Origin of the sequence: Xanthomonas campestris pv. phormiicola (genome assembly GCA_025666215.1) — a bacterium.
GTDB classification, from domain to species: Bacteria; Pseudomonadota; Gammaproteobacteria; order Xanthomonadales; family Xanthomonadaceae; genus Xanthomonas_A; species Xanthomonas_A campestris_A.
Window position 1 is genome coordinate 4038102 of the sequence record CP102593.1, and the last position, 25493, is coordinate 4063594.

Consider the following 25493-nt stretch of genomic DNA (forward strand, 5'->3'; position numbering starts at 1 on the left):
AGGGGGCTTACTCTCCTTCCTTTCTGGCGCCGGTTGGCCCCCTTTCGCATGTCCATCGAAAATCTTCGCAATATCGCCATCGTCGCCCACGTCGATCATGGCAAGACCACCCTCGTCGACTGCCTGCTGAAGCAGTCCGGCACCCTCTCCGAGCGCACGGTGCTGGCCGAGCGCGTGATGGACAGCAACGATCAGGAAAAGGAACGTGGCATCACGATCCTGGCCAAGAACACGGCCATCACCTGGCAGGGCAACCGCATCAACATCGTCGACACCCCCGGACACGCCGACTTCGGCGGCGAAGTGGAGCGCGTTCTGTCGATGGTGGACTCGGTGCTGATCCTGGTCGACGCGATGGACGGGCCGATGCCGCAGACCCGCTTCGTGACCCAGAAGGCCTTCGCGATGGGCTTCAAGCCGATCGTGGTGGTCAACAAGATCGACCGCCCGGGCGCGCGTCCGGACTGGGTGATCGACCAGGTGTTCGACCTGTTCGACAAGCTCGGCGCGACCAACGAGCAGCTCGACTTCCCGATCGTCTACGCCTCGGCGCTGCACGGTTACGCGAGCCTGGACGACAGCGCCCGCGAAGGCGACATGACCCCGCTGTACGAAGCGATCATGAAGCACGTGGCGCCGCCGCAGGTGGATCCGGACGGCCCGTTCCAGATGCGCATCAGCCAGCTGGACTACAACAACTTCGTCGGCCTGATCGGCATCGGGCGCATCCAGCGCGGCAAGGTCAAGAAGAACATGCCGGTCAGCATCGTCGACCGCGAAGGCAAGAAGCGCCAGGGCAAGATCCTGCAGGTGCTGGGCTTCATGGGCCTGGAGCGGGTGGAAGTGGAAGAGGCCGAGGCCGGCGACATCGTCGCCATCTCCGGCGTGGCCGACATGAGCATCTCCGACACCATCTGCGCGCTGGACGCGCCGGAAGCGCTGCCGGCGCTGACCGTGGACGAGCCGACCATCTCGATGACCTTCCAGGTCAACAACTCGCCGTTCGCCGGCAGCAAGGAACACAGCGGCGGCAAGTTCATCACCAGCCGCCAGATCCGCGAGCGCCTGGAGCGCGAGACGCTGCACAACGTCGCGCTGAAGGTCGAGGAAGGGTCCGACCCGGACAAGTTCCTGGTCTCCGGCCGCGGCGAGCTGCACCTGTCCGTGCTGATCGAGAACATGCGCCGCGAAGGCTTCGAGCTGGCGGTGTCGCGCCCGGAAGTCATCGTCAAGGAGATCGACGGCAAGCTGATGGAGCCGGTCGAGCAGCTGGTGGTGGACATCGAAGAGCAGCACCAGGGCGGCGTGATGGAGAAGCTGGGCATCCGCAAGGGCCAGCTGAAGAACATGGAGCCGGACGGCAAGGGCCGCGTGCGCCTGGACTACATGATCCCGGCGCGCGGCCTGATCGGCTTCCAGAACGAGTTCCGCACCCTGACCCAGGGCTCGGGCCTGCTGTTCCACGTGTTCGACCATTACGGTCCGAAGGAACAGGGCGCCATCGCCAAGCGCCAGAACGGCGTGATGATCGCCAATGCCGCCGGCGCCACCCCCGCCTACTCGCTGGGGCCGCTGGAAGAGCGCGGCCGCCTGTTCGCCGCCGAAGGCGACAACGTGTACGAAGGCCAGCTGATCGGCATCCATTCCAAGGACAACGATCTGACCGTCAACGCGATCAAGACCAAGCCGCTGACCAACATGCGCGCTTCGGGCAAGGACGATGCGATCAAGCTGACCCCGGCGATCAAGTACACGCTGGAACAGGCGCTGGACTTCATCGAGGACGACGAGCTGGTCGAAGTCACCCCGAAGGAAATCCGCCTGCGCAAGAAGTTCCTGACCGAAAGCGATCGCAAGCGCGCCGGTCGCGGCGGCTGATCGCCTAACGTCCGTGGTCAGCAAGAAGGCGTACAACCCGGATCCGCATGCGCATCCGGGCCTGCACCTGATCGCACTGCTGGAGGCCGGCAAGGGCCTGCTCGCGGTGCTCGCGGCCACGGGCCTGGAACTGATGGGCCCGCTGCCGCTGCGCGCGGCGGTGGGCCGGCTGATCGTCCGCTTCAGCCTGGACCCCGAGCACGGCGCGCTGCCGTCGCTGCTCACCATGATCAATCCCGGCGCGGTGCATCTTGCCGCCGCCGGCATGCTCGCCTACGGCGTGCTGCACATCGTCGAAGCCTGGGGCCTGTGGCGCGCCAAGGCCTGGGCGTCGATGCTGGGCTGCATCTCCGCGGCCATCTACCTGCCGTTCGATATCTACGCGATCGTGCGCCATCCCGGCTGGGCCGCGTGGGCGGTCCTGGCGATCAATCTGGCCGTGGTCGGCATCCTGGCCCGCGACCTGGTCCGGCGCCGACGGCGTCCCGCGCGCTGAGCGCATACCGGCAGGCGCCCGCACCGGTTTGCCAATCCCCATCGCGCTGCGTAGCCTCCTGGAGAACGACTCCCCGGGACCCTGCCGATGCGTCTGCTGCCCGTCCTGTTGCTGTGCGGCGCCCTCGCCGGCTGCCACCACGCCGCCCTGCCCGACACCGCCGTCGCCGCGCCGCCGCAAGCCCCGGCCGCATTCGCTTATGCCGAAGCCGACATCGCCACATTGCAGGCGCAGATGGCGCGCGGCACGCTCGACAGCGCCGGCCTGACCGCGGCCTACCTGCAGCGGATCGATGCGCTGGACCGGCACGGACCGGCGCTGCACGCGATCATCGAACGCAATCCGCACGCCCTGGACGAAGCGCGGCAGCTGGACGCCGAACGCCGCGCCGGGCATCTGCGCGGCCCGCTGCACGGCATCCCGATCGTGTTGAAGGACAACATCGATGCGCGGCCGATGGCCACCTCGGCCGGTTCGCTGGCGCTGGCCGACTTCCACCCGGCGCACGATGCCTTCCTGGTGCAGCGCCTGCGCCAGGCCGGCGCGGTGATCCTGGGCAAGAGCAACCTCAGCGAGTGGGCCAACTTCCGCTCCAGCAAGTCCAGTTCCGGCTGGAGCGCGCGCGGCGGACAGACCCGCAATCCGTACGTGCTCGATCGCAATCCCTGCGGTTCCAGCGCTGGCACCGGGGTGGCCGTGTCGGCGAATCTGGCCGCCGCCGGGATCGGCACCGAGACCGACGGCAGCATCGTCTGCCCGGCCGCGGTGAACGGCCTGGTCGGGCTGAAGCCGACCGTCGGCCTGGTCAGCCGCGACGGCATCATCCCGATCTCCGCCAGCCAGGACACCGCCGGACCGATGACCCGCAGCGTCGCCGACGCGGCGACGCTGCTGAGCGTGCTGGCCGCGCCCGACACCGCCGACCCGGCCACCGCCGCGGCACCGCGTGCACCCGGCTACGACTACGCCGCGCACCTGCGCCGCGACGCGCTGCGCGGTGCGCGCATCGGCCTGCTGCCCTCGCCGCTGACGCAGACCCCGGACATCGCCGCGGCGCAGGCGCGCGCGGTCGCCGCATTGCGCGCGGCCGGCGCCACCGTGGTCGACGCACGCATCCCCAGCGCCGGGCAATGGGACGACGCCGAACTGACCGTCTTGCTGACCGAGTTCAAGGCCGGGCTGGAGCGCTACCTCGACACGCGCCAGGCGCCGCTGCGCACCTTGGCGGAACTGATCGCCTTCAATCGCACGCATGCCGAGCGCGAGCTGGCGCCGTTCGACCAGGCCCTGTTCGAACGGGCGCAGGCCACCCGCGGCCTGGACGACCCGGCCTATCTGGACGCACGGGCGACAGCCAAACGCCTGGCCGGGGCGGAGGGCATCGACGCGGCCCTGCGCGCGCAGCGGCTGGATGCGCTGATCGCGCCGACCACCGGCCGCGCCTGGAAGACCGACCCGCTCCACGGCGACGACTTTCCCGGGGCCAGCTACGGTGCGGCGGCGGTGGCCGGCTATCCCAGCCTGACCGTGCCGATGGGCGCCAGCGACGGCCTGCCGCTGGGCCTGCTGTTCATCGGCAGCGCCTGGAGCGAGCCGCGCCTGATCGAACTGGGCTACGCCTACGAACAGCGCAGTCGCGCACGCACGCCGCCGGCATTCTTGCCGACGCTGCTGCGGACCACGCAGCATCCGTAAAGCCGGTAGCGCCGCAACGATGCCAAGGCGCAACACATCAACAGACGCCCTGCAGGAGCGGCTTCAGCCGCGACAACTTCCGAAGCCGGAAGGCCTGCCGCTACGCTCGTCGCGACTGAAGTCGCTCCCACAAGGGCTGCATCGGCACCGCGGAGCTGCGAGGCCTCTTGTGGGAGAGACTTCAGTCCCGACTGCATGCCAGTTCGGGCAATTCACCACTTCGCCCGTCGCGGCTGATAGTTGCTCCTATCAGGTTGAGTTGCCTGTTGCATTGCCTTCGAGCGATGCGCCAGCACCAACGCACGGACGCGGCAGGCGCATGGCGCAACGACGACACAGCACACCACAACGCTATGCCGTATCCGGCCTCGGCGCGTCCGGACCCTGCAGCACTGTCGCCGCCGGCGCGCCATCCTCGGCGCCGGGCGAACGCATCGCCGCCGAATCGCTGGCCGTCGACGGCGGCCGTCGCGCACCCGCGGCATCGGAGGAAATTTCCGCGCGCAGCTTCGGCAAGGCATACGGATGTTCGCGGGTCAGGAAATCGATCATCCGTTCGCGCACGATGCAGCGCAGGTCGAACGCATCGCCGGAGTTGCGCGCGCTGACCAGCAGGCGCACCTGGATCGTGCTCTCGCTGGTCTCGGTCACCTGGGTCACGCAGACCCGGCCATCCCACAGCGGCTCGCTCTTGCAGATCCGCTCCAGTTCGGCGCGCAACTGCGGCATCGGCGTGCGGTAATCCAGCCACAGGAACGCCGTGCCGAGCAAGTCGGCGCTGCTGCGCGTCCAGTTCTGGAACGGATTTTCGATGAACCAGGTCAACGGCACCACCATGCGCCGCTCGTCCCAGATCCGCACCACCACGTAGGAACTGCCGATCTCCTCGATGCGGCCCCACTCGCCTTCGACGATGACCACGTCGTCGAGCCGGATCGGCTGGGTCAGGGCGATCTGCAGGCCGGCGATCAGGTTGCCGAACACCGGCTTGGCGGCGATGCCGGCGACCAGGCCGATGATGCCGGCCGAGGCCAGCAGCGTGGTGCCGATCTGCCGCACCGCGGGGAAGGTGAGCAGCACGACCGAAACGCCGAGCAGGACGATCGTGCCCATCGCCACCCGCGTCAGCACCCGGGTCTGGGTCTGGATGCGCCGCGCGGCGAGGTTGTCGGCCACTTCGATCGGATAGCTGCGCAGGATCGCCGCTTCCAGCGCGGCGACGCCGCGGACCAACAGCCAGGTCACGCAACCGATGATGCCGATGTGCAGCAGACGCTGCAGGTCGGTCAACGCGCGCTCGTCCAGCGGCGTGGATTCCAGTGCGAAGCTGAGCATCAGCATCGGCAGCAGGAAGGCCATCGGCACGCTGACCACGCGGACGATGCGCGCGCGCCGGTAGTCGCGCCCGCGCATGCGCTGCGCGATGCGCAACAACAGCCACCAGGCGAGGAAGCCGAGCACTACCGCGGCGCCGATCGGCAGCGTGTAAGCGCGCCACGGGATCCAGTCGAGATCCAGGTTCAAGATGCGCTCCTTGAAGGGGGGAGGAGTCGCGACAGTGTGGCAAAGCAGGCATGAGCGCAGTGTCGAGCGCTGCGCCGCGGCACGAATCGCGGCGCCATCGCCAGGCGTGCGCACGGCGCACATCCGCGACAGGCGCATCGCGGGCGAGCGGCGCCCCGTTCCTGGCGCAGTCCATGACCGGTGTGCGCGATTGCAGCGTGCGCGGCTCCTGAGCGGCGACAAGCAACTCGCCAACGGCCCGCAGCCGCCGCTGCGGATGATGCGTCCTCAGTTACGTCCGAAGCTGGATGCGGCAGACGCGGCGCCTGCCAAGACCCGAGGCGCCGACATCGCCAACCAGCCCCCCAACGCAGGCCGCGACACGCGCGCCGCGGCTGCATTCGCGGTGTCGGATATCGACGACTTCAAGCACGCCGACGAACGCCATCGCCACGACATCGGCACCTGGCGCACGCAGCGCACCAGCAAGCGCGCTGCAGGGCCAAGGGAGCGCGCCGTCAGTCCGTGCTCAACGGCACGCTGCGCCCGTTCTGCTTGCGCACGATCGCCAGCGCGATCTCCAGCGATTGCTCGTAGTTCAGGCGCGGATCCACGCTGGAACGATACGCCCGCTCCAGGTCGCGCTCGGTCAGCTCGCGCGCGCCGCCGGTGCATTCGGTGACGTCCTCGCCGGTCAGCTCCAGGTGCACGCCGCCCAGCCGCGTGCCGGCCGCGGCATGGATGTCGAACGACTGCTCCACCTCGCCCAGCACGTTGTCGTAGCGCCGGGTCTTGTAGCCGTTGCTGGTGCTTTCGGTATTGCCGTGCATCGCATCGCACACCCACAGCACGCGGCGGCCGTCGCGTTTCACCGCGTCCAGCAGCGGCGGCAGCTGCTGCGCGATCTGCGCCGCGCCCATGCGATGGATGAAGGTCAGCCGGCCCGGTTCGTCCTCGGGATTGAGCACGTCGATCAGGCGCAGCAACTGGTCCGGCTGCGCCGACGGCCCGACCTTGATCGCGATCGGATTGCGGATGCCGCGGAAATATTCCACATGCGCGCCGTCCAGCGCGGCGGTGCGCATGCCGATCCACGGGTAATGCGTGCTCAGGTTGAACCAGCCCCACTGCCGCGGCACCTCGCGGGTCAGCGCTTCCTCGTACGGCAGCAGCAGCGCTTCGTGCGAGGTGTAGAAATCGACCCGGTTGAGGTTGTACAGCTGCGCGCCGGACAGGGTCTCCATGAAGCGCACCGCGTCGCCGATCGAGGACACCATCTTCTGGTAGTCCTCGGCCAGCGGCGAGTAGCCGACCCAGCTCAGGTTCCAGTACTCGGGATGGTGCAGGTCGGCGAAGCCGCCATCGATCAGCGCGCGCACGAAGTTCATCGTCATCGCCGAACGCGAGTGCGCGGTGATCATCCGCCGCGGATCGGGCACGCGCGCCTGCGCGGTGAACTCCGGGCCGTTGACCACGTCGCCGCGGTAGCTGGGCAGGGTCACCCCGTCGCGGGTCTCGGTATCGGCCGAGCGCGGCTTGGCGTACTGGCCGGCATAGCGGCCGACCCGCACCACCGGCAGGCGCAGGCCGTGCACCAGCACCAGGCTCATCTGCAGCAGTACCTTGAGCCGGTTGGAGATCGTGCCGGACTCGCAATCGCTGAAGTTCTCCGCGCAATCGCCGCCCTGCAGCAGGAAACGCTTGCCTTCCTGCGCCTCGGCCAGCTGCTTCTTCAGCGCGAAGATCTCCCACGAAGTGACCAGCGGCGGCAGGTGGCGCAATTCGCCCAGCGTCGCCTCCAGCGCCTGCGCGTCCGGATACAGCGGCATCTGCAGCGCGGGTTTGCCGCGCCAGCTTGCGGGCGCCCAGGACGGCGAAGCGGATTCGGGCGGGGCGGCGGGGACGGACAGGTTCATGAAAGGACTCCTTGGCAGCCTGCGATGTTCGCAGAGCCTGGCCGCGACGCAAAGCACTGCGTGACGCGGTTGCGCAGCCGTGGCCGCAGCAGCGTGAAGCACATGAACGGCAGGCAAAGCGCACATGCCAGGCATGACTTCCGGCCTACGCCAACGCCACCGCGAAAGCAGAATGTTATTACATAACAAATCTTTTCCTTCCCCTCCCCAGGTCTCGCCTACGCCATGACGCCCCGCCCCCTCTCCGCCGCCATCGCCCTCGTCCTGCTGGCCGCGCCCGGCCTCGCCTTCGCCGCCGATGCGGCTAGCGCCGACACCGGTCCCGAACGCACCACCGACCTGGATGCGGTCACCGTCACCGCCAGGCTGGAAGCGGCGCGCAACGCGCTGTCGCCGGACATCGGCAGCAGCCAGTACGCGATCACCGCCGAGGACATCGAGCGGCTGCCGCTGGGCGCCTCCACCCCGCTCAACCAGGTGCTGCTGCAGGCGCCGGGCGTGGTCCAGGATTCCTACGGCGGCATCCACGTGCGCGGCGACCACGCCAACCTGCAGTACCGCATCAATGGCGTGCTGATCCCCGAGTCCATCTCCGGCTTCGGCCAGAGCCTGGATCCGCGTACGATCAAGAGCATCAAGCTGCTCGATGGCGCGCTGCCGGCGCAGTTCGGCGACCGCACCGCGGCAGTGGTGGACATCACCACCAAGAGCGGCGTGGAACTGGGCAACGGCGGCAGCGTCGGCATCACCGGCGGCTCCTACGGCACGCTCAATCCGAACGCCTCCTGGTGGGGCAGCAGCGGCCGCTGGAGCTGGTTCGTCACCGGCGACTACGAGCAGAACAAGCTCGGCCTGGAGAACCCGGTCAACAGCCGCGACCCCGAGCACGACAAGACCCATCAGGGCAAAGGCTTCGCCGACCTCAGCTACCTGATCGACGAGAACACCCGGCTCAGCCTGCTGGTCGGCTATGCCAACAACCGCTTCCAGATCCCGAACAATCCGGGGCAGACGCCGGCGTACGACTACCTGGGCACCACCGATTTCGATTCGTCCAAGCTCGACGAGAACCAGCGCGAGAACACCCGCTTCGGCACGCTGGTGCTGCAGGGTTCGCTCGGTGCCACCAGCTACCAGCTGTCGGCCGGGCAGCGCTACAGCAGCGTGGCGTTCTCGCCCGACGTCGCCGGCGACCTGATCTTCAACGGCGTCGCCTCGCAGGTGGACCGCAGCAACCGCGCCAACACGGTGCAGGCCGACTTCTCCACGCCGCTCGGCGACGCGCACACGCTGCGCTACGGCGTGTACGGCAACTTCGAGCATGCCGTGGCCAGCAACAACTCCTATGTGTTCCCGGCCGATGCCGACGGCAACCAGACCAGCAACGTGCCGGTCTTCATCCCCGACGCCAGCCGCTTCCATGCCAGCACCTACGCGCTGTATCTGCAGGACGAATGGAAGATCGGCGACGCCTGGACCGTGAACTACGGCGTGCGCGGCGACCGCTACAAGGCGTTCGGCACCACCGAAGGCCAGCTCAGCCCGCGCCTGGGCGTGGTCTGGCAGGCCAGCGCCGACACCACCGTGCACGCCGGCTATGCGCGCTACTTCACCCCGCCGGCCAGCGAACTGATCTCCACCAGCGACATCGCCCTGTACGACGGCACCACCAACCAGCAGTCCACTGCCGGCGGCGCGACCACGCCGCTGAGTGAGCGCAGCGACTATTACGACCTGGGCATCTCGCAGGTGGTCAACGAACACCTGACCCTGGGCCTGGACACCTACTACCGCAAGGCCGACCGCCTGCAGGACGAAGGCCAGTTCGGCGCCGCCTATGTGTATTCCACCTTCAACTACCGCTACGGCCGCATCCGCGGCGCGGAGTTCAGCGCCGACTACAGCAACGGACCGGTCACCGCCTACTTCAACGTCGCCTACAGCAAGGCGATGGGCAAGCGGGTCATGACCAGTCTGTACAACTTCGATCCGGACGCGCTGGCCTATGCCTACGACAACTGGATCCACCTGGACCACGACCAGAAGTTCACCTCCTCCGGCGGCATCAGCTACGCGATCGCCGACGACAGCCGGATCGGCGCCAACTACCTGTTCGGCAGCGGCCTGCGCACCGATACCGACACCGTGCCCAACGGCGCCGAGCTGCCCTCGTACTTCCAGCTGAACCTCAGCGCCGGACACGACTTCGCGCTCAGCGCGCATCCGCTGCACGCGCAAGTGGCGGTGCTCAACGTGCTCGATCGCGCCTACCAGCTGCGCGACGGCGGCGGCATCGGCGTGTTCGCCCCGCAATGGGCGCCGCGTCGCGGCGTGTACCTGAGCCTGCAGCAGGATTTCTGAGGCCGGTGCGCAGCCAGGCTGCGCCCGCAGGACGGGCCGGCCTGGATGCGGGGAGAACAGAGGTACTGCACAGCTGTCGCTTGCGGGCGAAAGCCAGTTCAAGTCACGAACCAGGCGCGACGGCGCGCCAAGCCGAAATCCGCCGGCCATTCCCGCCCATGAATTCGCAACACACGCTGTGTTGTGGGAGCGACTTCAGTCGCGACGGGCCTTATCGGTAACGCCTGTCGCGACTGAAGTCGCTCCCACAGGGGGCGTCGCCCCGGCCCGATTCCGCTGAAGGCGGACAGCGCTGCCGCCTTTGCCGCGTCGCGGGGCCAGCGCGGCGTCCGGCCGCTGTCAGTGCAGCGACCGCCGCCGGGCCTTGAACCCGGCATACAGCGCGAACAGCGCCAGCGCCACGAAGCAGATCAGGCACCACATCGGCATCGACAGGCCGAGAAAACGCCAGTCGATGTTGCCGCAGTCGCCGGTGCCGGTCAGCACGCGGCGCAGGACTTCGAACGGCCCCAGCGTCTCGCGCAGGAAGCTCAGCGGTGGACCGCAGGAAGCCATCGGATCGGGAAACAACTGCACCGACACGTGCTTGGTGGAAATGCCGGCGCCGATGGCCGCGGCCAGGAACGCCAGCACGCCATAGACCTTGCGTCCGCCGCTGCGTGCCGGTCCGTGCAAGGCGCCCAGCAGGAACAGCAGGCCCAGCGCGGCGAACGCGATGCGCTGGAAGATGCACAGCGGACAGGGCTCGATGCCGAGCTGCAGCTGCACGTAGATCGCATAGCCCAGCAGCCCGGCACAGATCAGAAAACCGAACAGGAACTGCGCGCGGAAACTCCAGCGTAACGGGTTCATCGGATCGGGCTCACATGAACGATCCGCGCATTATCCGCCATCGCCCGCCTCGCCACCATGTGCCGTGCGTCGGCGCGCCCAGCGGGTCTGGCGGTGGGCTCCTGGGCGCGGCCAGAACCGCCGCCGCAGACGCAAAAAAGCCCGGACATGCCGGGCTTCCTGCTGACGCGGTGCGGGCCGGAGTTACTCGGCCACTTCCTCGGCGATCGCGGTCGGGCGATCGACCAGCTCGACGTACGCCATCGGCGCGTTGTCGCCGGCGCGGAAGCCGCACTTGAGGATGCGCAGGTAGCCGCCCGGACGCGACTGGTAACGCGGGCCCAGCTCGACGAACAGCTTGCCCACCGCTTCCTTGTCGCGCAGGCGCGAGAAGGCCAGGCGGCGATTGGCGACGCCATCGACCTTGGCGATGGTGATCAGCGGCTCGGCGACGCGACGCAGCTCCTTGGCCTTCGGCAGGGTAGTCTTGATCAGCTCGTGCTTGAACAGCGAGGCCGCCATGTTGGAGAACATCGCCTGGCGATGGGCGCTGGTGCGGTTGAACTTGCGGCCGGATTTCTGGTGACGCATGGTCTTGGTTCCTATGGAAAGTTGAAACTGCTGGAGATCGCTGTCGCCGTCCTGGCGTTGAACAATGGACTGCGGATGGTCCGAGCCGGCCGTCCCTGACCGGACAACGCCGCGGGCTTGAAGACCCGTCGGCGTAGTTGTGCAACTGATGCGGCGCGAGGCGCCGCGAAGGCGCCCCTGCGTCCATCCCTGGCGGTATTGCCTGGGCTCCGCAGAGCCCGGCCCGGCCATCCATGACCGGACATGCGTCCGTCCGTGGCCGATGCCGGTGCGGCATCGGCCAGCTGCGGCTGCTTAGCCGAGCATGCCGTGCTGGGCAACACCGGCCGGCGGCCAGTTCTCCAGCTTCATGCCGAGCGACAGGCCACGCTGGGCCAGCACTTCCTTGATCTCGGTCAGCGACTTCTTGCCGAGGTTCGGGGTCTTGAGCAGCTCCACTTCGGTCTTCTGGATCAGATCGCCGATGTAGTAGATGCTCTCGGCCTTCAGGCAGTTGGCCGAACGCACGGTCAGTTCCAGATCGTCGATCGGACGCAGCAGCACCGGATCCACGCCGTTGCTGGCCGGCTTGGCCGCGCCACGGTCGCGATGGGTGAAGTCGCCGAACACCGACAGCTGATCGCTGAGGATGTCGGCGGCGGTGCGCACGGCTTCCTCGGCATCGATCGTGCCGTTGGTCTCGATGTCCAGGACCAGCTTGTCCAGGTCGGTGCGCTGCTCGACGCGCGCCGATTCGACCGCGTAGGCGACGCGACGCACGGGCGAGAACGACGCATCCAGGACCAGGCGGCCGATGGTGCGGGTTTCTTCGTCCGGACGGCGACGCGCGGCGGCCGGCTGGTAGCCGAAGCCACGCTCGATCTTCAGACGCATGTTGATCGCCATGTCCTTGGTCAGGTGGCAGATCACGTGGTCGTTGTTGAGGATCTCGACGTTGTGGTCGGTCTTGATGTCGGCGGCAGTGACCGTACCCGGACCCTGCTTGGACAGCGACAGCGTGGCGCTATCGCCGGTGTGCATGCGGATGGCCACGTCCTTGAGGTTGAGCAGGACTTCCAACACGTCCTCCTGCAGCCCTTCGACCGTGGTGTACTCGTGCAGCACGCCGTCGATCTCGACTTCAGTGATCGCGTAGCCGGGGATCGAGGAAAGCAGCACGCGACGCAGGGCATTGCCCAGCGTGTGCCCATACCCGCGCTCCAAGGGCTCGATTACGACCTTGGCGCGGTTGTCGGTAAGGCGTTCGATCTGCGGCCCACGGGGGCGCAGAACCTGGTTGGCGGTAACCGTCATGTTGCGGGTTCTCCTGACGAGCCTCCGTTGCCGGAGGCTCTCCAATGTGATTACTTCGAATACAACTCGACGATCAGCGCTTCGTTGATGTCGGCAGGCAGGTCCGCACGATCCGGCACGGCCTTGAAGATGCCGCTGAACTTCTTCGAATCGACCTCGACCCAGGACGGGTTCAGGTCGTGCGTTTCGGCAACGGTCAGCGCTTCCTGCACGCGAAGCTGCTTCTGGGCCTTTTCCGACAGGGCGATCGCGTCGCCGGCCTTGACCTGGTACGAGGCCAGGTTCACCGACTTGCCGTTGACCAGCACGCCACGGTGCGACACCAGCTGGCGCGCGGCCGGACGGGTGACGGCGAAGCCCATGCGGTAGACGACGTTGTCCAGGCGGGTTTCCAGCAGCTGCAGCAGGTTCTCGCCGGTGTTGCCCTTCTTGGTCGAGGCCTTCTTGTAGTAGTTGCGGAACTGACGCTCCAGCAGACCGTAGATACGCTTGACCTTCTGCTTCTCGCGCAGCTGGGTGGCGTAGTCGGACAGCTTGCCCTTGCGGGCGGTCGCGCCGTGCTGGCCGGGCTTCTGCTCCAGCTTGCACTTGGAGTCCAGCGCACGCGCCGGGCTCTTGAGGGAAAGATCGGCGCCTTCACGGCGCGCGAGCTTACAGGTAGGACCGATATAACGAGCCATTTCTTATCGCTCCTTTAGACGCGACGCTTTTTCGGCGGACGGCACCCGTTGTGCGGGATGGGCGTCACGTCGATGATGTTGGTGATCTTGTATCCGACGTTGTTCAACGAACGGACGGCGGACTCGCGACCCGGACCCGGGCCCTTGATGCGCACTTCCAGCGACTTCACGCCGTAGTCGAGCGCCGCGCGCCCGGCCTTCTCGGCGGCCACCTGCGCCGCGAACGGCGTGGACTTGCGCGAACCGCGGAAACCAGCGCCACCGGAGGTCGCCCAGGACAATGCATTGCCCTGACGGTCGGTGATGGTCACGATGGTGTTGTTGAACGAAGCGTGGACGTGGGCGACGCCGTCGGTGACGACGCGCTTGATCTTCTTCTTGGTTTTTGATGCTGCGGGCTTAGCCATGTCTGTCCCTTACTTCCTGATCGCCTTGCGCGGGCCCTTGCGGGTGCGGGCGTTGGTGCGGGTGCGCTGACCACGCAGCGGCAGGCCACGACGATGACGCAGGCCGCGGTAGCAGCCCAGGTCCATCAGACGCTTGATGGCGATGCCCACTTCGCGACGCAGGTCGCCTTCGACGATGTACTTGCCGACTTCGAGGCGCAGGCGCTCGATTTCCGGCTCGGACAGGTCACGGATCTTGGTGGTCGAGGTCACGCCTGCGGCTTCGCAGACCTTCTTCGAACGGGTACGGCCGATGCCGAAAATGCTTTGCAACCCGACCCAGACGTGCTTCTGGGCTGGCAGGTTGACGCCTGCAATACGCGCCATGACGCGGTTCTCCAACTGAGTGATGGCCCGACGGCGCACTGCGGCGCCATCCGGCAGGATGGATCAAAAAGTGAACTTGTAAGTCTAGCAAGGTCTCGGGTTACATGGAAGCCCGTGGAACCTTTCGGTTTCGCAGGCCCGGCATGGGGAGTGTGCCCATGCTCCGGCGCCGGACGTCGTTGACCAGGGTGAGGATCCACCTCGGCCGCCCGCGCTACTCCAGCGCAGGACCACCACGTCGCACCCACGCACGAGACCGCTGCATGGGCCGCCCTTCAAGTCGGAAGACTGCGCCCGGGAACCGGGGCGTCTTCGCGGAAGGAAGTCAAATTATAGCAATCAACCGCGGGCGAAACCGCCGCCGCGCGAGCCACCCTTGAGGTTGGCCTTCTTCAACAGGCTTTCGTACTGGTGCGACATCAGGTGCGCCTGGATCTGCGCGATGAAGTCCATCACCACCACGACCGCGATCAGCAGCGAGGTGCCGCCGAAGTGGAACGAGGTGCCGAGCTGCGCGCGCATGATTTCCGGCAGCAGGCACACGATCACCAAGTACAGCGAACCGGCGGCGGTCAAGCGGGTCAGCACGCCGTCGACGTAGTCGGCGGTGGCCTTGCCCGGACGGATACCCGGGATCAGCGCGCCGGACTTCTTCAGGTTGTCCGCGGTTTCCTGCGAGTTGAACACCAGCGCGGTATAGAAGAACGCGAAACCGATGATCAGCGCGGCGAACACGATCATGTGCACCGGCTCGCCCGGGCCCAGCGCATTGGCGATGCGCTGCAGCCAGCTGCCGAAGGTGCTGTTGGAGGCGGCCTGGCCCGACCACATCGACAGCGTCGCCGGGAAGGCGAGGATGCTCGAGGCGAAGATCGGCGGAATCACGCCGGCCATGTTCAGCTTCAGCGGCAGGAACGAGGTCTGGTTCATGTACGCGTTGCGGCCGCCCTGGCGGCGCGCGTAGTTCACCGTGATCCGCCGTTGCCCGCGTTCGACGAACACCACGAACAGGGTGAAGGCGAGGATCGTCAGCACGATCAGCAGCAGCGAGATGAAGCTCATGTTGCCGTCGCGGTAGGCTTCCACGGTCTGGATCGCCGCCGCCGGCAGGCCGGCGACGATGCCGGCGAAGATGATCAGCGACACGCCGTTGCCGATGCCGCGCTCGGTGACCTGCTCGCCGACCCACATCAGGAAGATGGTGCCGGCGGTCAGCGCGATCACCGCGGTGAGCACGAAGCCCATGCCCGGCGCGTACACGACCGGTGCGCCACCCGGCGCGGTCTGGTTCTGCAGCGCCAGCGCGATACTGCCGCCCTGCACCACCGCCAGCAGCACCGCGCCGATGCGCGAATATTGGGTGATCTTGCGCCGGCCGGATTCGCCTTCCTTCTGCATCGCCTTCAGCGACGGGAAGATGTGCGTGGCCAACTGGATCACGATCGACGCCGAGATGTACGGCATCACGTTCAGCGCGAAAATGCTGAAACGGTGCAGGGCGCCGCCCGAGAACATGTTGAACATGTCCACGATGCCGCCGCCCTGCGCCTGCATCAGCGCAAGCATGGCTTCGGGATTGACGCCCGGCACCGGCACATAGCAGCCGATGCGGTAGACGATCAATGCGCCGAGAACGAACAACAGGCGCTGGCGAAGTTCCGTGAACTTGCCAAGCCCGCCGCCGAGGTTACCCATGCCAGCCTGCGCCATCTGCGTGTTACTCCTGCACGCTGCCGCCGGCAGCTTCGATTGCCGCCTTGGCACCGGCGGTCGCGGCGATGCCCTTGAGCACGAACTTCTTGCTCAGCTCGCCCTTGAGGACGACCTTGGCCTTCTTCGCGGTGCTCGGGACCAGCTTGGCAGCGCGCAGCGCGGCGAAATCGATCTCGCCTTCCGGCAGGTTGTCGAGCTGGTAGGACAGCACTTCGGCGGTGTCCTTGGCCATCTTGGAACGGAAGCCGATCTTCGGCAGCCGGCGCTGCATCGGGGTCTGGCCGCCTTCGAAACCGGCCTTGATCTTGCCGCCGCCCTTGCGTGCGAACGAACCCTTGTGGCCGCGGCCGCAGGTCTTGCCCAGGCCCGAACCGATACCGCGACCGACGCGGGTGCGCTCGGTCCGCGCGCCTTCGGCGGGCTTCAGATCATTCAGATGCAAAGTCATGGTCGCTTACTCCTCAACCTGGACGAGGTACTGAACCTTGTTGATCAGGCCGCGCACCTGCGGGCTGTCCTTCAGTTCACGCACATCGTTGAGCTTGTTCAGGCCCAGCGCACGCACCGACAGACGGTGACGCGACTGGGTACCACGAAGGCCGCGCACCAGGCGCACCTTCACCGTCTTGTTGGACGCATTAGCCATGGTTGAGTTCCTCCACCTTCTTGCCGCGCTTGGCCGCGATGCGCGCCGGCGACTGCATGTCTTCCAGGCCGCGCAGCGTGGCGCGCACCAGGTTGATCGGGTTGCGCGAACCGACGGCCTTGGCCAGCACGTTCTTGACCCCGACCGCTTCCAGCACGGCGCGCATCGCGCCGCCGGCGATGACGCCGGTACCTTCCGACGCCGGCATCATGAACACGCGCGCCGCGCCGTGGCCGGACTTCACCGCGTGCCACAGGGTGCCGTTGTTCAGGTCGATGTTGAGCATGCCCTTGCGCGCATACTCCATCGACTTCTGGATCGCGACCGGCACTTCGCGCGCCTTGCCGTAACCGAAACCGATCTTGCCGTTGCCGTCGCCGACCACGGTCAGCGCGGTGAAGGTGAACTGGCGACCGCCCTTGACCGTCTTGCTGACGCGGTTGACCGCGACCAGCTTTTCGATCATGCCGTCGTCGACTTTCTCTTCGCGGTTGCGGTCGCGATCACGACCCCGCGGTGCACGCTGTTCTTCAGCCATTGTGTATTCCTTGGTAGTTGAAAGATTTACGGCTTGCATGCCGCTTGTAGTTGTTGACTGGAACCGTGTTCCCCGGACGCGCGCACAAGGCGCGCCAGGGTCCGATGCAGCCCGCATCGGCAGGTCGGGCGCGGCGTGGACGCCGCACCCGCAAGGATCAGAACTGCAGGCCGCCTTCGCGCGCGGCGTCGGCCAGCGCCTTGATGCGGCCGTGGTAGCGGTAGCCCGAGCGGTCGAACGCGACCTTCTCGATGCCCGCGGCCTTGGCGCGCTCGGCGATCAGCTTGCCGACCTTGACGGCCGCCTCGCTGTTCTTGCCGCTCTTCAGGCCGTCCTTGACGTCGGCCTGCAGGGTGTTCGCCGCAGCGATCACCTTGGAGCCGTCGGCAGTGAAGACCTGCGCGTACAGGTGCTGGCCGGTGCGCAGCACCGACAGGCGCGCGACGCCGAGTTCGCGGATGTGCGCACGGGTCGACTTGGCGCGACGCAGGCGGGCGATGTTCTTGTTGATGGTCATGTCTGTGTCCTACGGAAGCTGAAGGAAGCGGGGCTTTTCGTTTGGGAGCCCGGCGGTGGACGGCCGGGCTCCCAGCGGATGGGCCTACTTAGGCCTTCTTGGCTTCCTTGCGAATGATGGCTTCACCGGCGTACTTCACACCCTTGCCCTTGTAGGGCTCCGGCGGACGGAAACCGCGGATCTTGGCGGCGACTTCGCCGACGCGCTGCTTGTCGGCGCCCTGCACCACGATCTCGGTCTGAGTCGGGGCGGCCAGGGTGATGCCTTCCGGCGCCTTGAACACGACCGGGTGCGAGAAACCGAGCGCCAGGCTCAGGTCCTTGCCCTGCATCGTGGCGCGGTAGCCGACGCCGACCAGCTCGAGCTTGCGCTCGAAGCCTTCGGACACGCCGTGCACCATGTTCGCCAGGATCGCGCGGACGGTGCCGGTGATGGCGATCTGCGACGGATCGTTCGCCGACAGCGTGGCGACACCGTTTTCCTGCTTGATTTCGACGCCAGCGGGCTTCGGCAGCGACAGGGTGCCCTTCGGGCCCTTGACGCTCACCAGCTCGGGCTGGACATTCAGTTCGACGCCCTTCGGGAGGGAAATCGGCTTCTTGGCTACGCGGGACATTTACTTGCTCCTTCCCTTAGGCCACGAAGCACAGGACTTCGCCACCGACGCCGGCCTGACGGGCCTGCGCATCGGTCATGATGCCCTTGGACGTGGAAATGATGGCAACGCCCAGACCGCCGAGAACCTTCGGCAGTTCGGCCTTACCGCGATACTGACGCAGACCCGAACGGGACACGCGCTTGAGCGTATCGATGACCGGACGGCCCTCGAAATACTTCAGCACGATTTCCAGTTCGGACTTGTTGTTCTCGATCGGGTTGACGCGCAGTTCGCTGATATAGCCTTCGGCCTTCAGCACTTCCGCGATCGCTACCTTGATCTTGGAGGACGGCATTTTCACCGTCGGCTTGCCAACCGCGGCCGCATTCTTGATGCGGACCAGCAGGTCGGCGATGGGATCAGTCATGCTCATGGTGTCTACCTTTGAGTGCACCGATATCCGCTTTCGCGAAAATCTTGTGATGTGAAGCTGTGGAATGAAGCAGTGATATGCAGCATGAAACGTCCTGGAGAAGGCCAGGGCCTACCGCAACCCGCCCTGCTAGGCGCAGGCAAGGAGCGGGATTATACGACAAAAAGTCCGACTTGCGTCGGACTCGTTGACGGAACAGCAAGCGGGCGGGCGACCGCCCTGCCCCGGGCCCCGCGAACGGAGCCGGGACCGCCGGTTGTTACCAGCTGGCCTTGCGCAGGCCCGGCACGTCGCCGTTCATCGTCGCCTTGCGCAGCATGTTGCGGCCGAGGCCGAACTTGCGGTACACGGCGCGCGGACGACCGGACAGCTCGCAACGGGTGCGCTGGCGGCTCGGCGACGAATCGCGCGGCAGCTTCTGCAGCTTGACCACCGCGTCGGCCTTCTCGTCGTAGGACGAGCTGTCGGCGGCGATGATCTTCTTCAGCGCATCGCGCTTGTCGGCGAACTTCTTCGCCAGCTTCTTCCGCTTGATGTCGCGGTTGACCATGGAGGTCTTTGCCATCTGTAAATCCTCGGGATTCGAGATTGGGGATTGGAGATTTGCGGAACCCGGGATGTGGCGGGCGCAGCGCCCTTCCCATCCCGGATCCGAATCACGAATCCCGGCTGTCAATCAGTTACGGAACGGGAACTTGAACGCTTCGAGCAGCGCCTTCGCTTCGGCGTCGGTCTTGGCGGTGGTGGTGATGGCGATATCCATGCCGCGGATCGCATCGACGGCGTCGAAATCGATTTCCGGGAAGATGATCTGTTCCTTCACGCCCATGTTGAAGTTGCCGCGACCGTCGAACGAGCGACCCGAAACACCGCGGAAGTCGCGCACGCGCGGCAGCGAGATGTTGATCAGGCGATCCAGGAACTCGTACATCTTGGCGCGACGCAGCGTGGTCTTGCAGCCGATCGGCCAGCCATCGCGGATCTTGAACGACGCCACCGAGATACGCGACTTGGTGACGACCGGCTTCTGGCCGGAGACCTTGGCCATGTCGGCCACGGCGTTTTCCAGGATCTTCTTGTTCGTCGCCGCCTCGCCCACGCCCATGTTCAGGGTGACCTTGACCAGCTTCGGCACTTGCATCGGATTGGTGTAACCGAACTTCTTCATCAGAGCCGGTACCACTTCTTCCTTGTAGATCTTTTCGAGACGGGAATTCATTGTGTCATTCCTCAGGCGTCGAGCGCCTCACCGCTGGAGCGGAACACACGCAGTTTGCGTCCATCCTCCAGCACCTTGAAGCCAACGCGCTCGCCCTTGCCCGTTGCCGGGTTGACGATCGCCACGTTGGAGATATGGATCGACGCTTCACGCTCGACCACGCCGCCGGCAACGCCTGCCTGCGGGTTCGGCTTGGTGTGGCGCTTGACGATGTTCGCGTTGGAGACGATCACCCGATCGCCGTCGACGCGGACGATTTCGCCCTGCTTGCCCTTGTCCTTGCCGGTAGTGACGACGACCTGGTCGCCCTTCTTGATACGGTTAGCCATGTGTATGTCCTCCGCTCACAGCACTTCAGGAGCGAGCGAGACGATCTTCATGAACTTCTCGGAACGCAGCTCGCGGGTAACAGGCCCGAAGATGCGCGTGCCGATCGGCTCCTGCTTGTTGTTGAGCAACACCGCAGCGTTGCCGTCGAAGCGGATCAGCGAACCGTCGGGACGACGCACACCCTTGCGGGTACGCACCACGACGGCGTCGTAGACTTCGCCCTTCTTGACCTTGCCGCGCGGGATCGCGTCCTTGACGGTGACCTTGATGATGTCGCCAATGTGCGCGTAGCGGCGCTTGGAGCCGCCGAGCACCTTGATGCACATCACTTCCTTGGCACCGGAGTTGTCGGCGACGTCGAGGTAGCTCTGCATCTGGATCATGATTCAGATCTCCCTTATTCGGCCGAACGGGTGACGATTTCCACCACCCGCCAGTTCTTGGTCTTGGACATCGGCGCAATCTCGGTCACGCGCACGACATCGCCTTCGTTGCAGGCGTTGTCGGCGTCGTGTGCGTGGAGCTTGGTCGAGCGCTTGATGTACTTGCCGTACAACGCATGCTTGACCTGACGCTCCACCAGCACGGTGACGGTCTTGTCCATCTTGTTGCTGACGACGCGGCCTTCGACCGTGCGCAGCGTCTTGCTTTCGTTAGTGTCGCTCATGGCGGCCATCCTTACTTCGTGCTGCCGATCAGGTACTTCACGCGAGCAATCTCGCGGCGCACCCGGCGGGTTTCGTGGGTCTTCGGCAGCTGCCCGGTGACCTGCTGCATGCGCAGGGCGAACTGCTCCTTGCGCAGATCGGTCAGGTGGGCCTTCAGATCGTCAGCCGACTTCTCGCGGAGTTGTTTGATGTCCATCAGCGTACCGTCCGGGTCACGAAGGTGGTGGTCACCGAAAGCTTGGCAGCGGCCAGGCGGAACGCCTCGCGCGCGACATCTTCGCCGACGCCTTCGATTTCATAGATCATGCGACCGGGCTGGATCTGGGCGACCCAGTACTCGACGTTACCCTTACCGGAGCCCATTCGCACTTCGATCGGCTTCTTGGTGATCGGCTTGTCCGGGAACACGCGGATCCACATCTTGCCGCCGCGCTTGACGTAGCGGCTGATCGAGCGGCGCGCCGCTTCGATCTGGCGCGCGGTCAGCTGACCGTGCGCGGTGGCCTTCAGCCCGTACTCGCCGAAGCTGACGGCGTTGCCGCTCCATGCCAGGCCGTCGTTACGGCCCTTGTGCATCTTGCGGTATTTGGTTCGCTTGGGTTGCAACATTGCCGTTACCTCGCTTCACGAGCCGGACGCGACGGACGGTCACCACGGTCGCCGCGATCGTTACGATCGTTGCGCGGGGAATCGTCCTGCTTTTCCTGGCCAACCTGGGAGAAATCGAAGATCTCGCCCTTGTAGATCCACACCTTGATGCCGATGATGCCGTAGGTCGTCTTGGCTTCGGCGAAGCCATAGTCGATGTCGGCACGCAGCGTATGCAGCGGCACGCGGCCCTCGCGGTACCACTCGGAACGGGCGATTTCCGCACCGTTCAAGCGGCCGGCGACGTTGACCTTGATGCCCAGGGCACCCAGGCGCATCGCGTTGCCGACCGAGCGCTTCATCGCGCGGCGGAACATGATGCGACGCTCCAGCTGCTGCGCGATCGACTCGGCGACCAGCTGCGCATCCAGCTCCGGCTTGCGCACTTCGGTGACGTTGATGTGGGCGGGGACGCCCATCATCTCGCTCACTTCCTTGCGCAGCTTCTCGATGTCCTCACCGCGCTTGCCGATCACCACGCCCGGACGGGCGGTGTGGATCGTCACGCGCGCGGTCTTGGCCGGACGCTCGATCAGGATCTTGCTGATGCCCGCCTGCGCCAACTTCTTGCGCAGCATTTCACGGACCTTGAGGTCGGCTGCCAGGTAACCGGCGAACTCGCCCTTGTTGGCGTACCACTTGGAATTCCAGTCCTTGGAGACACCCAGGCGGATTCCAATCGGATGAACTTTATGACCCATCGTCTTTTCCTTTCCGCTTACTTGGCGGCGCCCACAACCACAGTGATGTGGCTGGTGCGCTTGAGGATGCGGGTACCGCGGCCTTTCGCCCGCGCCATGAAACGCTTCAGGGTCGGACCTTCATCAACCATGATGGTCTTGACCTTCAGCTCGTCGACATCCGCGCCCTGGTTGTTCTCGGCATTGGCGATCGCCGACTCCACCACCTTCTTGATCAGGTGGGCAGCCTTCTTGTCCGAGAACTTCAGCAGGTTGACCGCCCGCTCGGCGGAAAGACCGCGCACCTGGTCGGCGACCAGGCGGGCCTTCTGCGGGGAGATGCGCGCAGTGCGCAGGATTGCTTTCGCTTCCATCGTCATCTCTCCTTACCGGCTCGACTTCTTGTCGCCACCATGACCCTTGAAGGTCCGGGTGACGGCAAATTCGCCGAGCTTGTGGCCGACCATGTTCTCGTTGACCAGCACCGGAACGTGGTTCTTGCCGTTGTGCACGGCGATGGTGAAACCCACCATCTCCGGCAGGATCATCGAGCGACGCGACCAGGTCTTGATCGGACGCTTGCTGCCGGCCGCGGCCTCCACCTTCTTGACGAGGTGGTGATCGACGAACGGGCCTTTCTTGAGTGAACGTGCCATGGTCGATTAGCCCCTACGATCGCGGACGATGAATTGTTCGGTGCGCTTGTTATGGCGCGTCTTGTAACCCTTGGTCGGCACGCCCCACGGGGTGACCGGATGCGGATTACCCTGACCGGCCTTCGCCTCACCACCACCGTGCGGGTGATCGACGGGGTTCATGGCCGCACCGCGAACGGTCGGACGCACCCCGCGCCAGCGCTTGGCGCCCGCCTTGCCCAGCTTCTCGAGGTTGTGCTCGTCGTTGCCGACTTCGCCGATGGTGGCGCGGCACTCGACCGGCACCTTGCGCATTTCGCCGGAGCGAAGACGCAGGGTGGCGTAGATGCCTTCACGCGCGACCAGCTGCACCGCGGCGCCGGCAGCGCGCGCGATCTGCGCGCCTTTGCCCGGCTTCAGCTCGATGCCGTGCACCGTCGTACCGACCGGGATGTTGCGCAGCGGCAGGGTGTTGCCGGTCTTGATCGGCGCATCCGAACCGGCGATCACCTGGTCGCCGGCCTTCAGGCCCTTCGGCGCGATGATGTAGCGGCGCTCGCCGTCGGCGTAGCACAGCAGGGCGATATGGGCGGTGCGGTTCGGATCGTATTCGATCCGCTCCACGCGCGCCGGAATGCCTTCCTTGTTGCGCTTGAAGTCGATCAGGCGGTAGTGCTGCTTGTGGCCACCGCCGACGTGACGGGTGGTGATGCGGCCATGGTGGTTACGACCACCGGACTTGCTCTGCGGCTCCAGCAGCGCGGCATGCGGCGCGCCCTTGTGCAGATCGGGCGTGACCACGCGCACGGCCGAACGACGGCCGGGAGAAGTGGGTTTGAATTTCATCAATGGCATGGGATGGACCTCAGGCCTTGGCCGTTACGTCGATGGACTGGCCTTCGGCCAGACGCACGTACGCCTTGCGCCAATCGCCGCGACGACCGCTGCGCGAACGGAAGGACTTGTTCTTGCCCTTGACGTTCAACACGTTGACCGACTCGACCTTGACGTCGAACAGCTGCTCGACCGCGGCCTTGACATCGGCCTTGGTGGCTTCGCTCGAGATCTCGAAGACGTACTGATTGGAGAGTTCCTGCAGGCGCGCGGTCTTTTCGGAGACACGCGGGGCACGCAGCACGCTGAAGATTTTTTCGTTGCTGCTCATGCCAGCCACTCCTCGACCTTCTTGACCGCATCGGCGGTGATCACGACCGTATCGGCCCCGACCAGCGACACCGGATCCAGGCCCTGCACGTCACGCACTTCCACGTAGGGAAGGTTGCGCGCCGACAGGTACAGATGCTCGGACGCCTCTTCGGTCACGATCAGCGGGCGCTTGCCCACTTCCAGACCCTTCAGCTTCTCGATCAGATCCTTGGTCTTGCTGGCCTCGACGTCGAACGCGTCGACGACCATCAGGCGACCCTGGCGGTTGAGCTCCGAAAGGATCGCGCAGATCGCGGCGCGATACATCTTGCGGTTCACCTTCTGCTCGAAGCTGCGCGGCTTGGCCGCGAAGGTCACGCCGCCGCCGACGAAGATCGGAGCGGTCAGCGCGCCGTGGCGTGCGCCACCGCCCTTCTGCTTCTTCGACTTCTTGGTGGTGCCGTTGACTTCCGAACGCGTCTTCTGCGCCTTGGTGCCGGCGCGGCCGGCGTTGCGATAGGCGACGACGACCTGGTGAACCAGATCCTCGCTGAAATCGCGACCGAACACGGCGTCGGAGACCGAGACCTTGTTGTTGCTACCCGTGATAACGAGTTCCATCGTCATCTCTCCTTATGCCTTGCTAGCCGGACGCACGATCACGTCGCCACCGGCAGCGCCAGGCACAGCGCCGCGAATGGCGATGAGGCCACGCTCGACGTCGACCTTGACCACTTCCAGATTCTGCGTGCTCTGCTGCACCGCGCCCATGTGGCCGGACATCTTCTTGCCCGGGAAAACGCGACCCGGGGTCTGGCGCTGACCCAGCGAACCCGGCGCGCGATGCGACAACGAGTTACCGTGGGTGGCATCGCCCATGCGGAAGTTGTACCGCTTGATGGTGCCCTGGAAACCCTTGCCCTTGGTGACGCCCTGGACGTCGACCTTCTGGCCGACCTCGAAGATGTCCGCCTTGATCTCGCCGCCGATGGCGTAATCGCCCAGCTGCGCGTCTGCAACGCGGAACTCCCACAGGCCACGACCGGCTTCGACCTTCGCCTTGGCGTAGTGGCCGGAGGCAGGCTTGTTGACCAGCGCGGCGCGACGGGCGCCCACGGTGATCTGAACGGCGCTGTAGCCATCGCTTTCGACGGTCTTGAGCTGGGTGATGCGGTTCGGGGTCGCTTCGATCAGGGTGACCGGGATGGAGCGGCCGTCTTCGGTGAAGACGCGGCTCATGCCGGCCTTGCGGCCCACGAAGCCCAACGAATATTTCTTCGTCATGGTCGTAGTCCTCAGGTCAACTTGATCTGGACATCGACGCCCGCCGCGAGCTCGAGCTTCATCAGCGCGTCCACGGTCTTGTCGTTAGGGCCGATGATGTCGAGCACGCGCTTGTGCGTGCGGGTCTCGTACTGGTCGCGCGCGTCCTTGTCGACGTGCGGAGAAACGAGAATGGTGTAGCGTTCGATCTTGGTCGGCAGCGGGATCGGGCCGCGCACTTGCGCGCCGGTCCGCTTGGCCGTCTCAACGATCTCGCTGGCCGAACGGTCGATCAGACGATGATCGAACGCCTTCAGCCGGATCCGGATCTTCTGATCCGCTTTCTGACCGGTCTTTTGCTCCGCCATGGCGGTGGGTTCCTTCGTTAAAAGAGCGACGGGCAAGGCCTCTGGGATACCTGCCCCGATTATTTCCTGATGTC

The 25493-nt window shown here is 65.8% G+C and carries 33 protein-coding genes and 1 pseudogene; 4 read left to right on the forward strand and 30 right to left on the reverse strand.

Annotation, left to right across the window (positions count from 1 at the left end):
* Positions 1-48: 48 nt before the first annotated feature.
* The 3 genes and pseudogenes from typA (at position 49) to NRY95_16895 (ending at position 4018) form a co-directional block, all read left to right on the forward strand.
* Positions 49-1878 carry a translational GTPase TypA gene (typA, locus tag NRY95_16885; GenBank protein ID UYC15376.1) on the forward strand — a complete coding sequence of 610 codons (1830 nt, stop codon included), beginning with the start codon at positions 49-51 and terminating at the stop codon, positions 1876-1878.
* Positions 1879-1891: 13 nt separating this feature from the next.
* Positions 1892-2374 carry a DUF2127 domain-containing protein gene (locus tag NRY95_16890; GenBank protein ID UYC15377.1) on the forward strand — a complete coding sequence of 161 codons (483 nt, stop codon included), beginning with the start codon at positions 1892-1894 and terminating at the stop codon, positions 2372-2374.
* A gap of 87 nt (positions 2375-2461) precedes the next feature.
* Positions 2462-4018: pseudogene (locus NRY95_16895) on the forward strand (amidase).
* 402 nt (positions 4019-4420) lie between these two features.
* Here NRY95_16895 and NRY95_16900 read toward each other — a convergent pair.
* Together NRY95_16900 and NRY95_16905 are read right to left on the reverse strand one after the other, a co-directional pair.
* Positions 4421-5587, reverse strand: a complete 1167-nt coding sequence (locus NRY95_16900; GenBank protein ID UYC18611.1) for a mechanosensitive ion channel family protein — start codon at positions 5585-5587, stop codon at positions 4421-4423.
* A gap of 503 nt (positions 5588-6090) precedes the next feature.
* Positions 6091-7488 carry a 3-deoxy-7-phosphoheptulonate synthase class II gene (locus tag NRY95_16905; GenBank protein UYC15378.1) on the reverse strand — a complete coding sequence of 466 codons (1398 nt, stop codon included), beginning with the start codon at positions 7486-7488 and terminating at the stop codon, positions 6091-6093.
* A gap of 225 nt (positions 7489-7713) precedes the next feature.
* Between NRY95_16905 and NRY95_16910 the strand changes: the two genes are divergently transcribed.
* Positions 7714-9849 carry a TonB-dependent receptor gene (locus tag NRY95_16910; GenBank protein UYC15379.1) on the forward strand — a complete coding sequence of 712 codons (2136 nt, stop codon included), beginning with the start codon at positions 7714-7716 and terminating at the stop codon, positions 9847-9849.
* Between the two features lie 339 nt (positions 9850-10188).
* On the opposite strand, the gene NRY95_16915 is transcribed toward NRY95_16910, so the two are convergent.
* The 28 genes from NRY95_16915 to rpsJ all read right to left on the reverse strand — a co-directional run bounded on the left by NRY95_16915 (position 10189) and on the right by rpsJ (position 25419).
* Positions 10189-10701, reverse strand: a complete 513-nt coding sequence (locus tag NRY95_16915) for a disulfide bond formation protein B (GenBank protein ID UYC15380.1) — start codon at positions 10699-10701, stop codon at positions 10189-10191.
* 183 nt (positions 10702-10884) lie between these two features.
* On the reverse strand, positions 10885-11271 hold the full coding sequence (rplQ, locus tag NRY95_16920) for a 50S ribosomal protein L17 (protein ID UYC15381.1): 387 nt from the start codon (positions 11269-11271) through the stop codon (positions 10885-10887).
* A gap of 294 nt (positions 11272-11565) precedes the next feature.
* Positions 11566-12564, reverse strand: coding sequence for a DNA-directed RNA polymerase subunit alpha (gene rpoA, locus NRY95_16925; GenBank protein UYC15382.1), 999 nt, complete (start codon positions 12562-12564; stop codon positions 11566-11568).
* A gap of 50 nt (positions 12565-12614) precedes the next feature.
* Positions 12615-13244, reverse strand: coding sequence for a 30S ribosomal protein S4 (gene rpsD, locus NRY95_16930; GenBank protein ID UYC15383.1), 630 nt, complete (start codon positions 13242-13244; stop codon positions 12615-12617).
* Positions 13245-13258: 14 nt separating this feature from the next.
* Positions 13259-13651 (reverse strand): 30S ribosomal protein S11, encoded by a 393-nt coding sequence (rpsK, locus tag NRY95_16935; GenBank protein UYC15384.1) that lies wholly within the window; start codon positions 13649-13651, stop codon positions 13259-13261.
* A gap of 9 nt (positions 13652-13660) precedes the next feature.
* Complete coding sequence (gene rpsM / locus NRY95_16940; GenBank protein UYC15385.1) at positions 13661-14017, reverse strand: 30S ribosomal protein S13; 357 nt, start codon at positions 14015-14017, stop codon at positions 13661-13663.
* Between the two features lie 339 nt (positions 14018-14356).
* A complete protein-coding gene (gene secY, locus NRY95_16945) occupies positions 14357-15727 on the reverse strand; it encodes a preprotein translocase subunit SecY (protein ID UYC15386.1) in 1371 nt (456 codons plus the stop codon).
* A 7-nt stretch (positions 15728-15734) separates the two neighbouring features.
* The gene (gene rplO, locus NRY95_16950) at positions 15735-16178 is read right to left on the reverse strand and encodes a 50S ribosomal protein L15 (protein ID UYC15387.1); all 444 of its coding nucleotides are present in this window, start codon (positions 16176-16178) and stop codon (positions 15735-15737) included.
* Between the two features lie 6 nt (positions 16179-16184).
* Positions 16185-16376, reverse strand: a complete 192-nt coding sequence (rpmD, locus tag NRY95_16955) for a 50S ribosomal protein L30 (GenBank protein UYC15388.1) — start codon at positions 16374-16376, stop codon at positions 16185-16187.
* A complete protein-coding gene (rpsE, locus tag NRY95_16960; protein UYC15389.1) occupies positions 16369-16914 on the reverse strand; it encodes a 30S ribosomal protein S5 in 546 nt (181 codons plus the stop codon). Before rpsE ends, rpmD begins: the two co-directional genes overlap by 8 nt.
* Positions 16915-17071: 157 nt before the next feature.
* Entirely contained in the window at positions 17072-17431 is a 360-nt protein-coding gene (gene rplR, locus NRY95_16965; protein ID UYC15390.1) for a 50S ribosomal protein L18, read from the reverse strand.
* 88 nt (positions 17432-17519) lie between these two features.
* Positions 17520-18047: a 50S ribosomal protein L6 gene (rplF, locus tag NRY95_16970; protein UYC15391.1), complete on the reverse strand. Its 528-nt coding sequence runs from the start codon at positions 18045-18047 to the stop codon at positions 17520-17522.
* Between the two features lie 16 nt (positions 18048-18063).
* Positions 18064-18462, reverse strand: coding sequence for a 30S ribosomal protein S8 (gene rpsH, locus NRY95_16975; protein UYC15392.1), 399 nt, complete (start codon positions 18460-18462; stop codon positions 18064-18066).
* A gap of 259 nt (positions 18463-18721) precedes the next feature.
* On the reverse strand, positions 18722-19027 hold the full coding sequence (rpsN, locus tag NRY95_16980) for a 30S ribosomal protein S14 (protein UYC15393.1): 306 nt from the start codon (positions 19025-19027) through the stop codon (positions 18722-18724).
* Positions 19028-19138: 111 nt separating this feature from the next.
* A complete protein-coding gene (gene rplE, locus NRY95_16985) occupies positions 19139-19681 on the reverse strand; it encodes a 50S ribosomal protein L5 (protein ID UYC15394.1) in 543 nt (180 codons plus the stop codon).
* A gap of 11 nt (positions 19682-19692) precedes the next feature.
* Positions 19693-20010, reverse strand: coding sequence for a 50S ribosomal protein L24 (gene rplX, locus NRY95_16990; protein ID UYC15395.1), 318 nt, complete (start codon positions 20008-20010; stop codon positions 19693-19695).
* A 15-nt stretch (positions 20011-20025) separates the two neighbouring features.
* Positions 20026-20394: a 50S ribosomal protein L14 gene (gene rplN / locus NRY95_16995; protein ID UYC15396.1), complete on the reverse strand. Its 369-nt coding sequence runs from the start codon at positions 20392-20394 to the stop codon at positions 20026-20028.
* Between the two features lie 14 nt (positions 20395-20408).
* Complete coding sequence (rpsQ, locus tag NRY95_17000) at positions 20409-20678, reverse strand: 30S ribosomal protein S17 (GenBank protein ID UYC15397.1); 270 nt, start codon at positions 20676-20678, stop codon at positions 20409-20411.
* 11 nt (positions 20679-20689) lie between these two features.
* Positions 20690-20875, reverse strand: a complete 186-nt coding sequence (gene rpmC, locus NRY95_17005; protein ID UYC15398.1) for a 50S ribosomal protein L29 — start codon at positions 20873-20875, stop codon at positions 20690-20692.
* Positions 20875-21288 carry a 50S ribosomal protein L16 gene (gene rplP / locus NRY95_17010; protein ID UYC15399.1) on the reverse strand — a complete coding sequence of 138 codons (414 nt, stop codon included), beginning with the start codon at positions 21286-21288 and terminating at the stop codon, positions 20875-20877. Before rplP ends, rpmC begins: the two co-directional genes overlap by 1 nt.
* A gap of 5 nt (positions 21289-21293) precedes the next feature.
* The gene (gene rpsC, locus NRY95_17015; GenBank protein UYC15400.1) at positions 21294-22028 is read right to left on the reverse strand and encodes a 30S ribosomal protein S3; all 735 of its coding nucleotides are present in this window, start codon (positions 22026-22028) and stop codon (positions 21294-21296) included.
* 17 nt (positions 22029-22045) lie between these two features.
* A complete protein-coding gene (rplV, locus tag NRY95_17020; GenBank protein ID UYC15401.1) occupies positions 22046-22381 on the reverse strand; it encodes a 50S ribosomal protein L22 in 336 nt (111 codons plus the stop codon).
* A gap of 12 nt (positions 22382-22393) precedes the next feature.
* A complete protein-coding gene (rpsS, locus tag NRY95_17025; protein UYC15402.1) occupies positions 22394-22663 on the reverse strand; it encodes a 30S ribosomal protein S19 in 270 nt (89 codons plus the stop codon).
* Between the two features lie 6 nt (positions 22664-22669).
* Complete coding sequence (gene rplB / locus NRY95_17030; GenBank protein UYC15403.1) at positions 22670-23497, reverse strand: 50S ribosomal protein L2; 828 nt, start codon at positions 23495-23497, stop codon at positions 22670-22672.
* Between the two features lie 10 nt (positions 23498-23507).
* Positions 23508-23807, reverse strand: a complete 300-nt coding sequence (rplW, locus tag NRY95_17035; protein UYC15404.1) for a 50S ribosomal protein L23 — start codon at positions 23805-23807, stop codon at positions 23508-23510.
* Complete coding sequence (rplD, locus tag NRY95_17040; GenBank protein UYC15405.1) at positions 23804-24409, reverse strand: 50S ribosomal protein L4; 606 nt, start codon at positions 24407-24409, stop codon at positions 23804-23806. Before rplD ends, rplW begins: the two co-directional genes overlap by 4 nt.
* A 12-nt stretch (positions 24410-24421) precedes the next feature.
* Complete coding sequence (gene rplC, locus NRY95_17045) at positions 24422-25072, reverse strand: 50S ribosomal protein L3 (GenBank protein ID UYC15406.1); 651 nt, start codon at positions 25070-25072, stop codon at positions 24422-24424.
* Positions 25073-25083: 11 nt separating this feature from the next.
* Positions 25084-25419, reverse strand: a complete 336-nt coding sequence (gene rpsJ, locus NRY95_17050; protein UYC15407.1) for a 30S ribosomal protein S10 — start codon at positions 25417-25419, stop codon at positions 25084-25086.
* Between the last annotated feature and the right edge of the window lie 74 nt (positions 25420-25493).

Coding starts and splice junctions, on each gene's coding strand:
- typA (UYC15376.1), top strand. CDS start 49: ATGTCCATCGAAAATCTTCGCAATATCGCCATCGTCGCCCACGTCGAT.
- NRY95_16905 (UYC15378.1), bottom strand. CDS start 7,488: ATGAACCTGTCCGTCCCCGCCGCCCCGCCCGAATCCGCTTCGCCGTCC.
- NRY95_16910 (UYC15379.1), top strand. CDS start 7,714: ATGACGCCCCGCCCCCTCTCCGCCGCCATCGCCCTCGTCCTGCTGGCC.
- NRY95_16915 (UYC15380.1), bottom strand. CDS start 10,701: ATGAACCCGTTACGCTGGAGTTTCCGCGCGCAGTTCCTGTTCGGTTTT.
- rplQ (UYC15381.1), bottom strand. CDS start 11,271: ATGCGTCACCAGAAATCCGGCCGCAAGTTCAACCGCACCAGCGCCCAT.
- rpoA (UYC15382.1), bottom strand. CDS start 12,564: ATGACGGTTACCGCCAACCAGGTTCTGCGCCCCCGTGGGCCGCAGATC.
- rpsD (UYC15383.1), bottom strand. CDS start 13,244: ATGGCTCGTTATATCGGTCCTACCTGTAAGCTCGCGCGCCGTGAAGGC.
- rpsK (UYC15384.1), bottom strand. CDS start 13,651: ATGGCTAAGCCCGCAGCATCAAAAACCAAGAAGAAGATCAAGCGCGTC.
- rpsM (UYC15385.1), bottom strand. CDS start 14,017: ATGGCGCGTATTGCAGGCGTCAACCTGCCAGCCCAGAAGCACGTCTGG.
- secY (UYC15386.1), bottom strand. CDS start 15,727: ATGGCGCAGGCTGGCATGGGTAACCTCGGCGGCGGGCTTGGCAAGTTC.
- rplO (UYC15387.1), bottom strand. CDS start 16,178: ATGACTTTGCATCTGAATGATCTGAAGCCCGCCGAAGGCGCGCGGACC.
- rpmD (UYC15388.1), bottom strand. CDS start 16,376: ATGGCTAATGCGTCCAACAAGACGGTGAAGGTGCGCCTGGTGCGCGGC.
- rpsE (UYC15389.1), bottom strand. CDS start 16,914: ATGGCTGAAGAACAGCGTGCACCGCGGGGTCGTGATCGCGACCGCAAC.
- rplR (UYC15390.1), bottom strand. CDS start 17,431: ATGACCATCAACAAGAACATCGCCCGCCTGCGTCGCGCCAAGTCGACC.
- rplF (UYC15391.1), bottom strand. CDS start 18,047: ATGTCCCGCGTAGCCAAGAAGCCGATTTCCCTCCCGAAGGGCGTCGAA.
- rpsH (UYC15392.1), bottom strand. CDS start 18,462: ATGAGCATGACTGATCCCATCGCCGACCTGCTGGTCCGCATCAAGAAT.
- rpsN (UYC15393.1), bottom strand. CDS start 19,027: ATGGCAAAGACCTCCATGGTCAACCGCGACATCAAGCGGAAGAAGCTG.
- rplE (UYC15394.1), bottom strand. CDS start 19,681: ATGAATTCCCGTCTCGAAAAGATCTACAAGGAAGAAGTGGTACCGGCT.
- rplX (UYC15395.1), bottom strand. CDS start 20,010: ATGGCTAACCGTATCAAGAAGGGCGACCAGGTCGTCGTCACTACCGGC.
- rplN (UYC15396.1), bottom strand. CDS start 20,394: ATGATCCAGATGCAGAGCTACCTCGACGTCGCCGACAACTCCGGTGCC.
- rpsQ (UYC15397.1), bottom strand. CDS start 20,678: ATGAGCGACACTAACGAAAGCAAGACGCTGCGCACGGTCGAAGGCCGC.
- rpmC (UYC15398.1), bottom strand. CDS start 20,875: ATGGACATCAAACAACTCCGCGAGAAGTCGGCTGACGATCTGAAGGCC.
- rplP (UYC15399.1), bottom strand. CDS start 21,288: ATGTTGCAACCCAAGCGAACCAAATACCGCAAGATGCACAAGGGCCGT.
- rpsC (UYC15400.1), bottom strand. CDS start 22,028: ATGGGTCATAAAGTTCATCCGATTGGAATCCGCCTGGGTGTCTCCAAG.
- rplV (UYC15401.1), bottom strand. CDS start 22,381: ATGGAAGCGAAAGCAATCCTGCGCACTGCGCGCATCTCCCCGCAGAAG.
- rpsS (UYC15402.1), bottom strand. CDS start 22,663: ATGGCACGTTCACTCAAGAAAGGCCCGTTCGTCGATCACCACCTCGTC.
- rplB (UYC15403.1), bottom strand. CDS start 23,497: ATGCCATTGATGAAATTCAAACCCACTTCTCCCGGCCGTCGTTCGGCC.
- rplW (UYC15404.1), bottom strand. CDS start 23,807: ATGAGCAGCAACGAAAAAATCTTCAGCGTGCTGCGTGCCCCGCGTGTC.
- rplD (UYC15405.1), bottom strand. CDS start 24,409: ATGGAACTCGTTATCACGGGTAGCAACAACAAGGTCTCGGTCTCCGAC.
- rplC (UYC15406.1), bottom strand. CDS start 25,072: ATGACGAAGAAATATTCGTTGGGCTTCGTGGGCCGCAAGGCCGGCATG.
- rpsJ (UYC15407.1), bottom strand. CDS start 25,419: ATGGCGGAGCAAAAGACCGGTCAGAAAGCGGATCAGAAGATCCGGATC.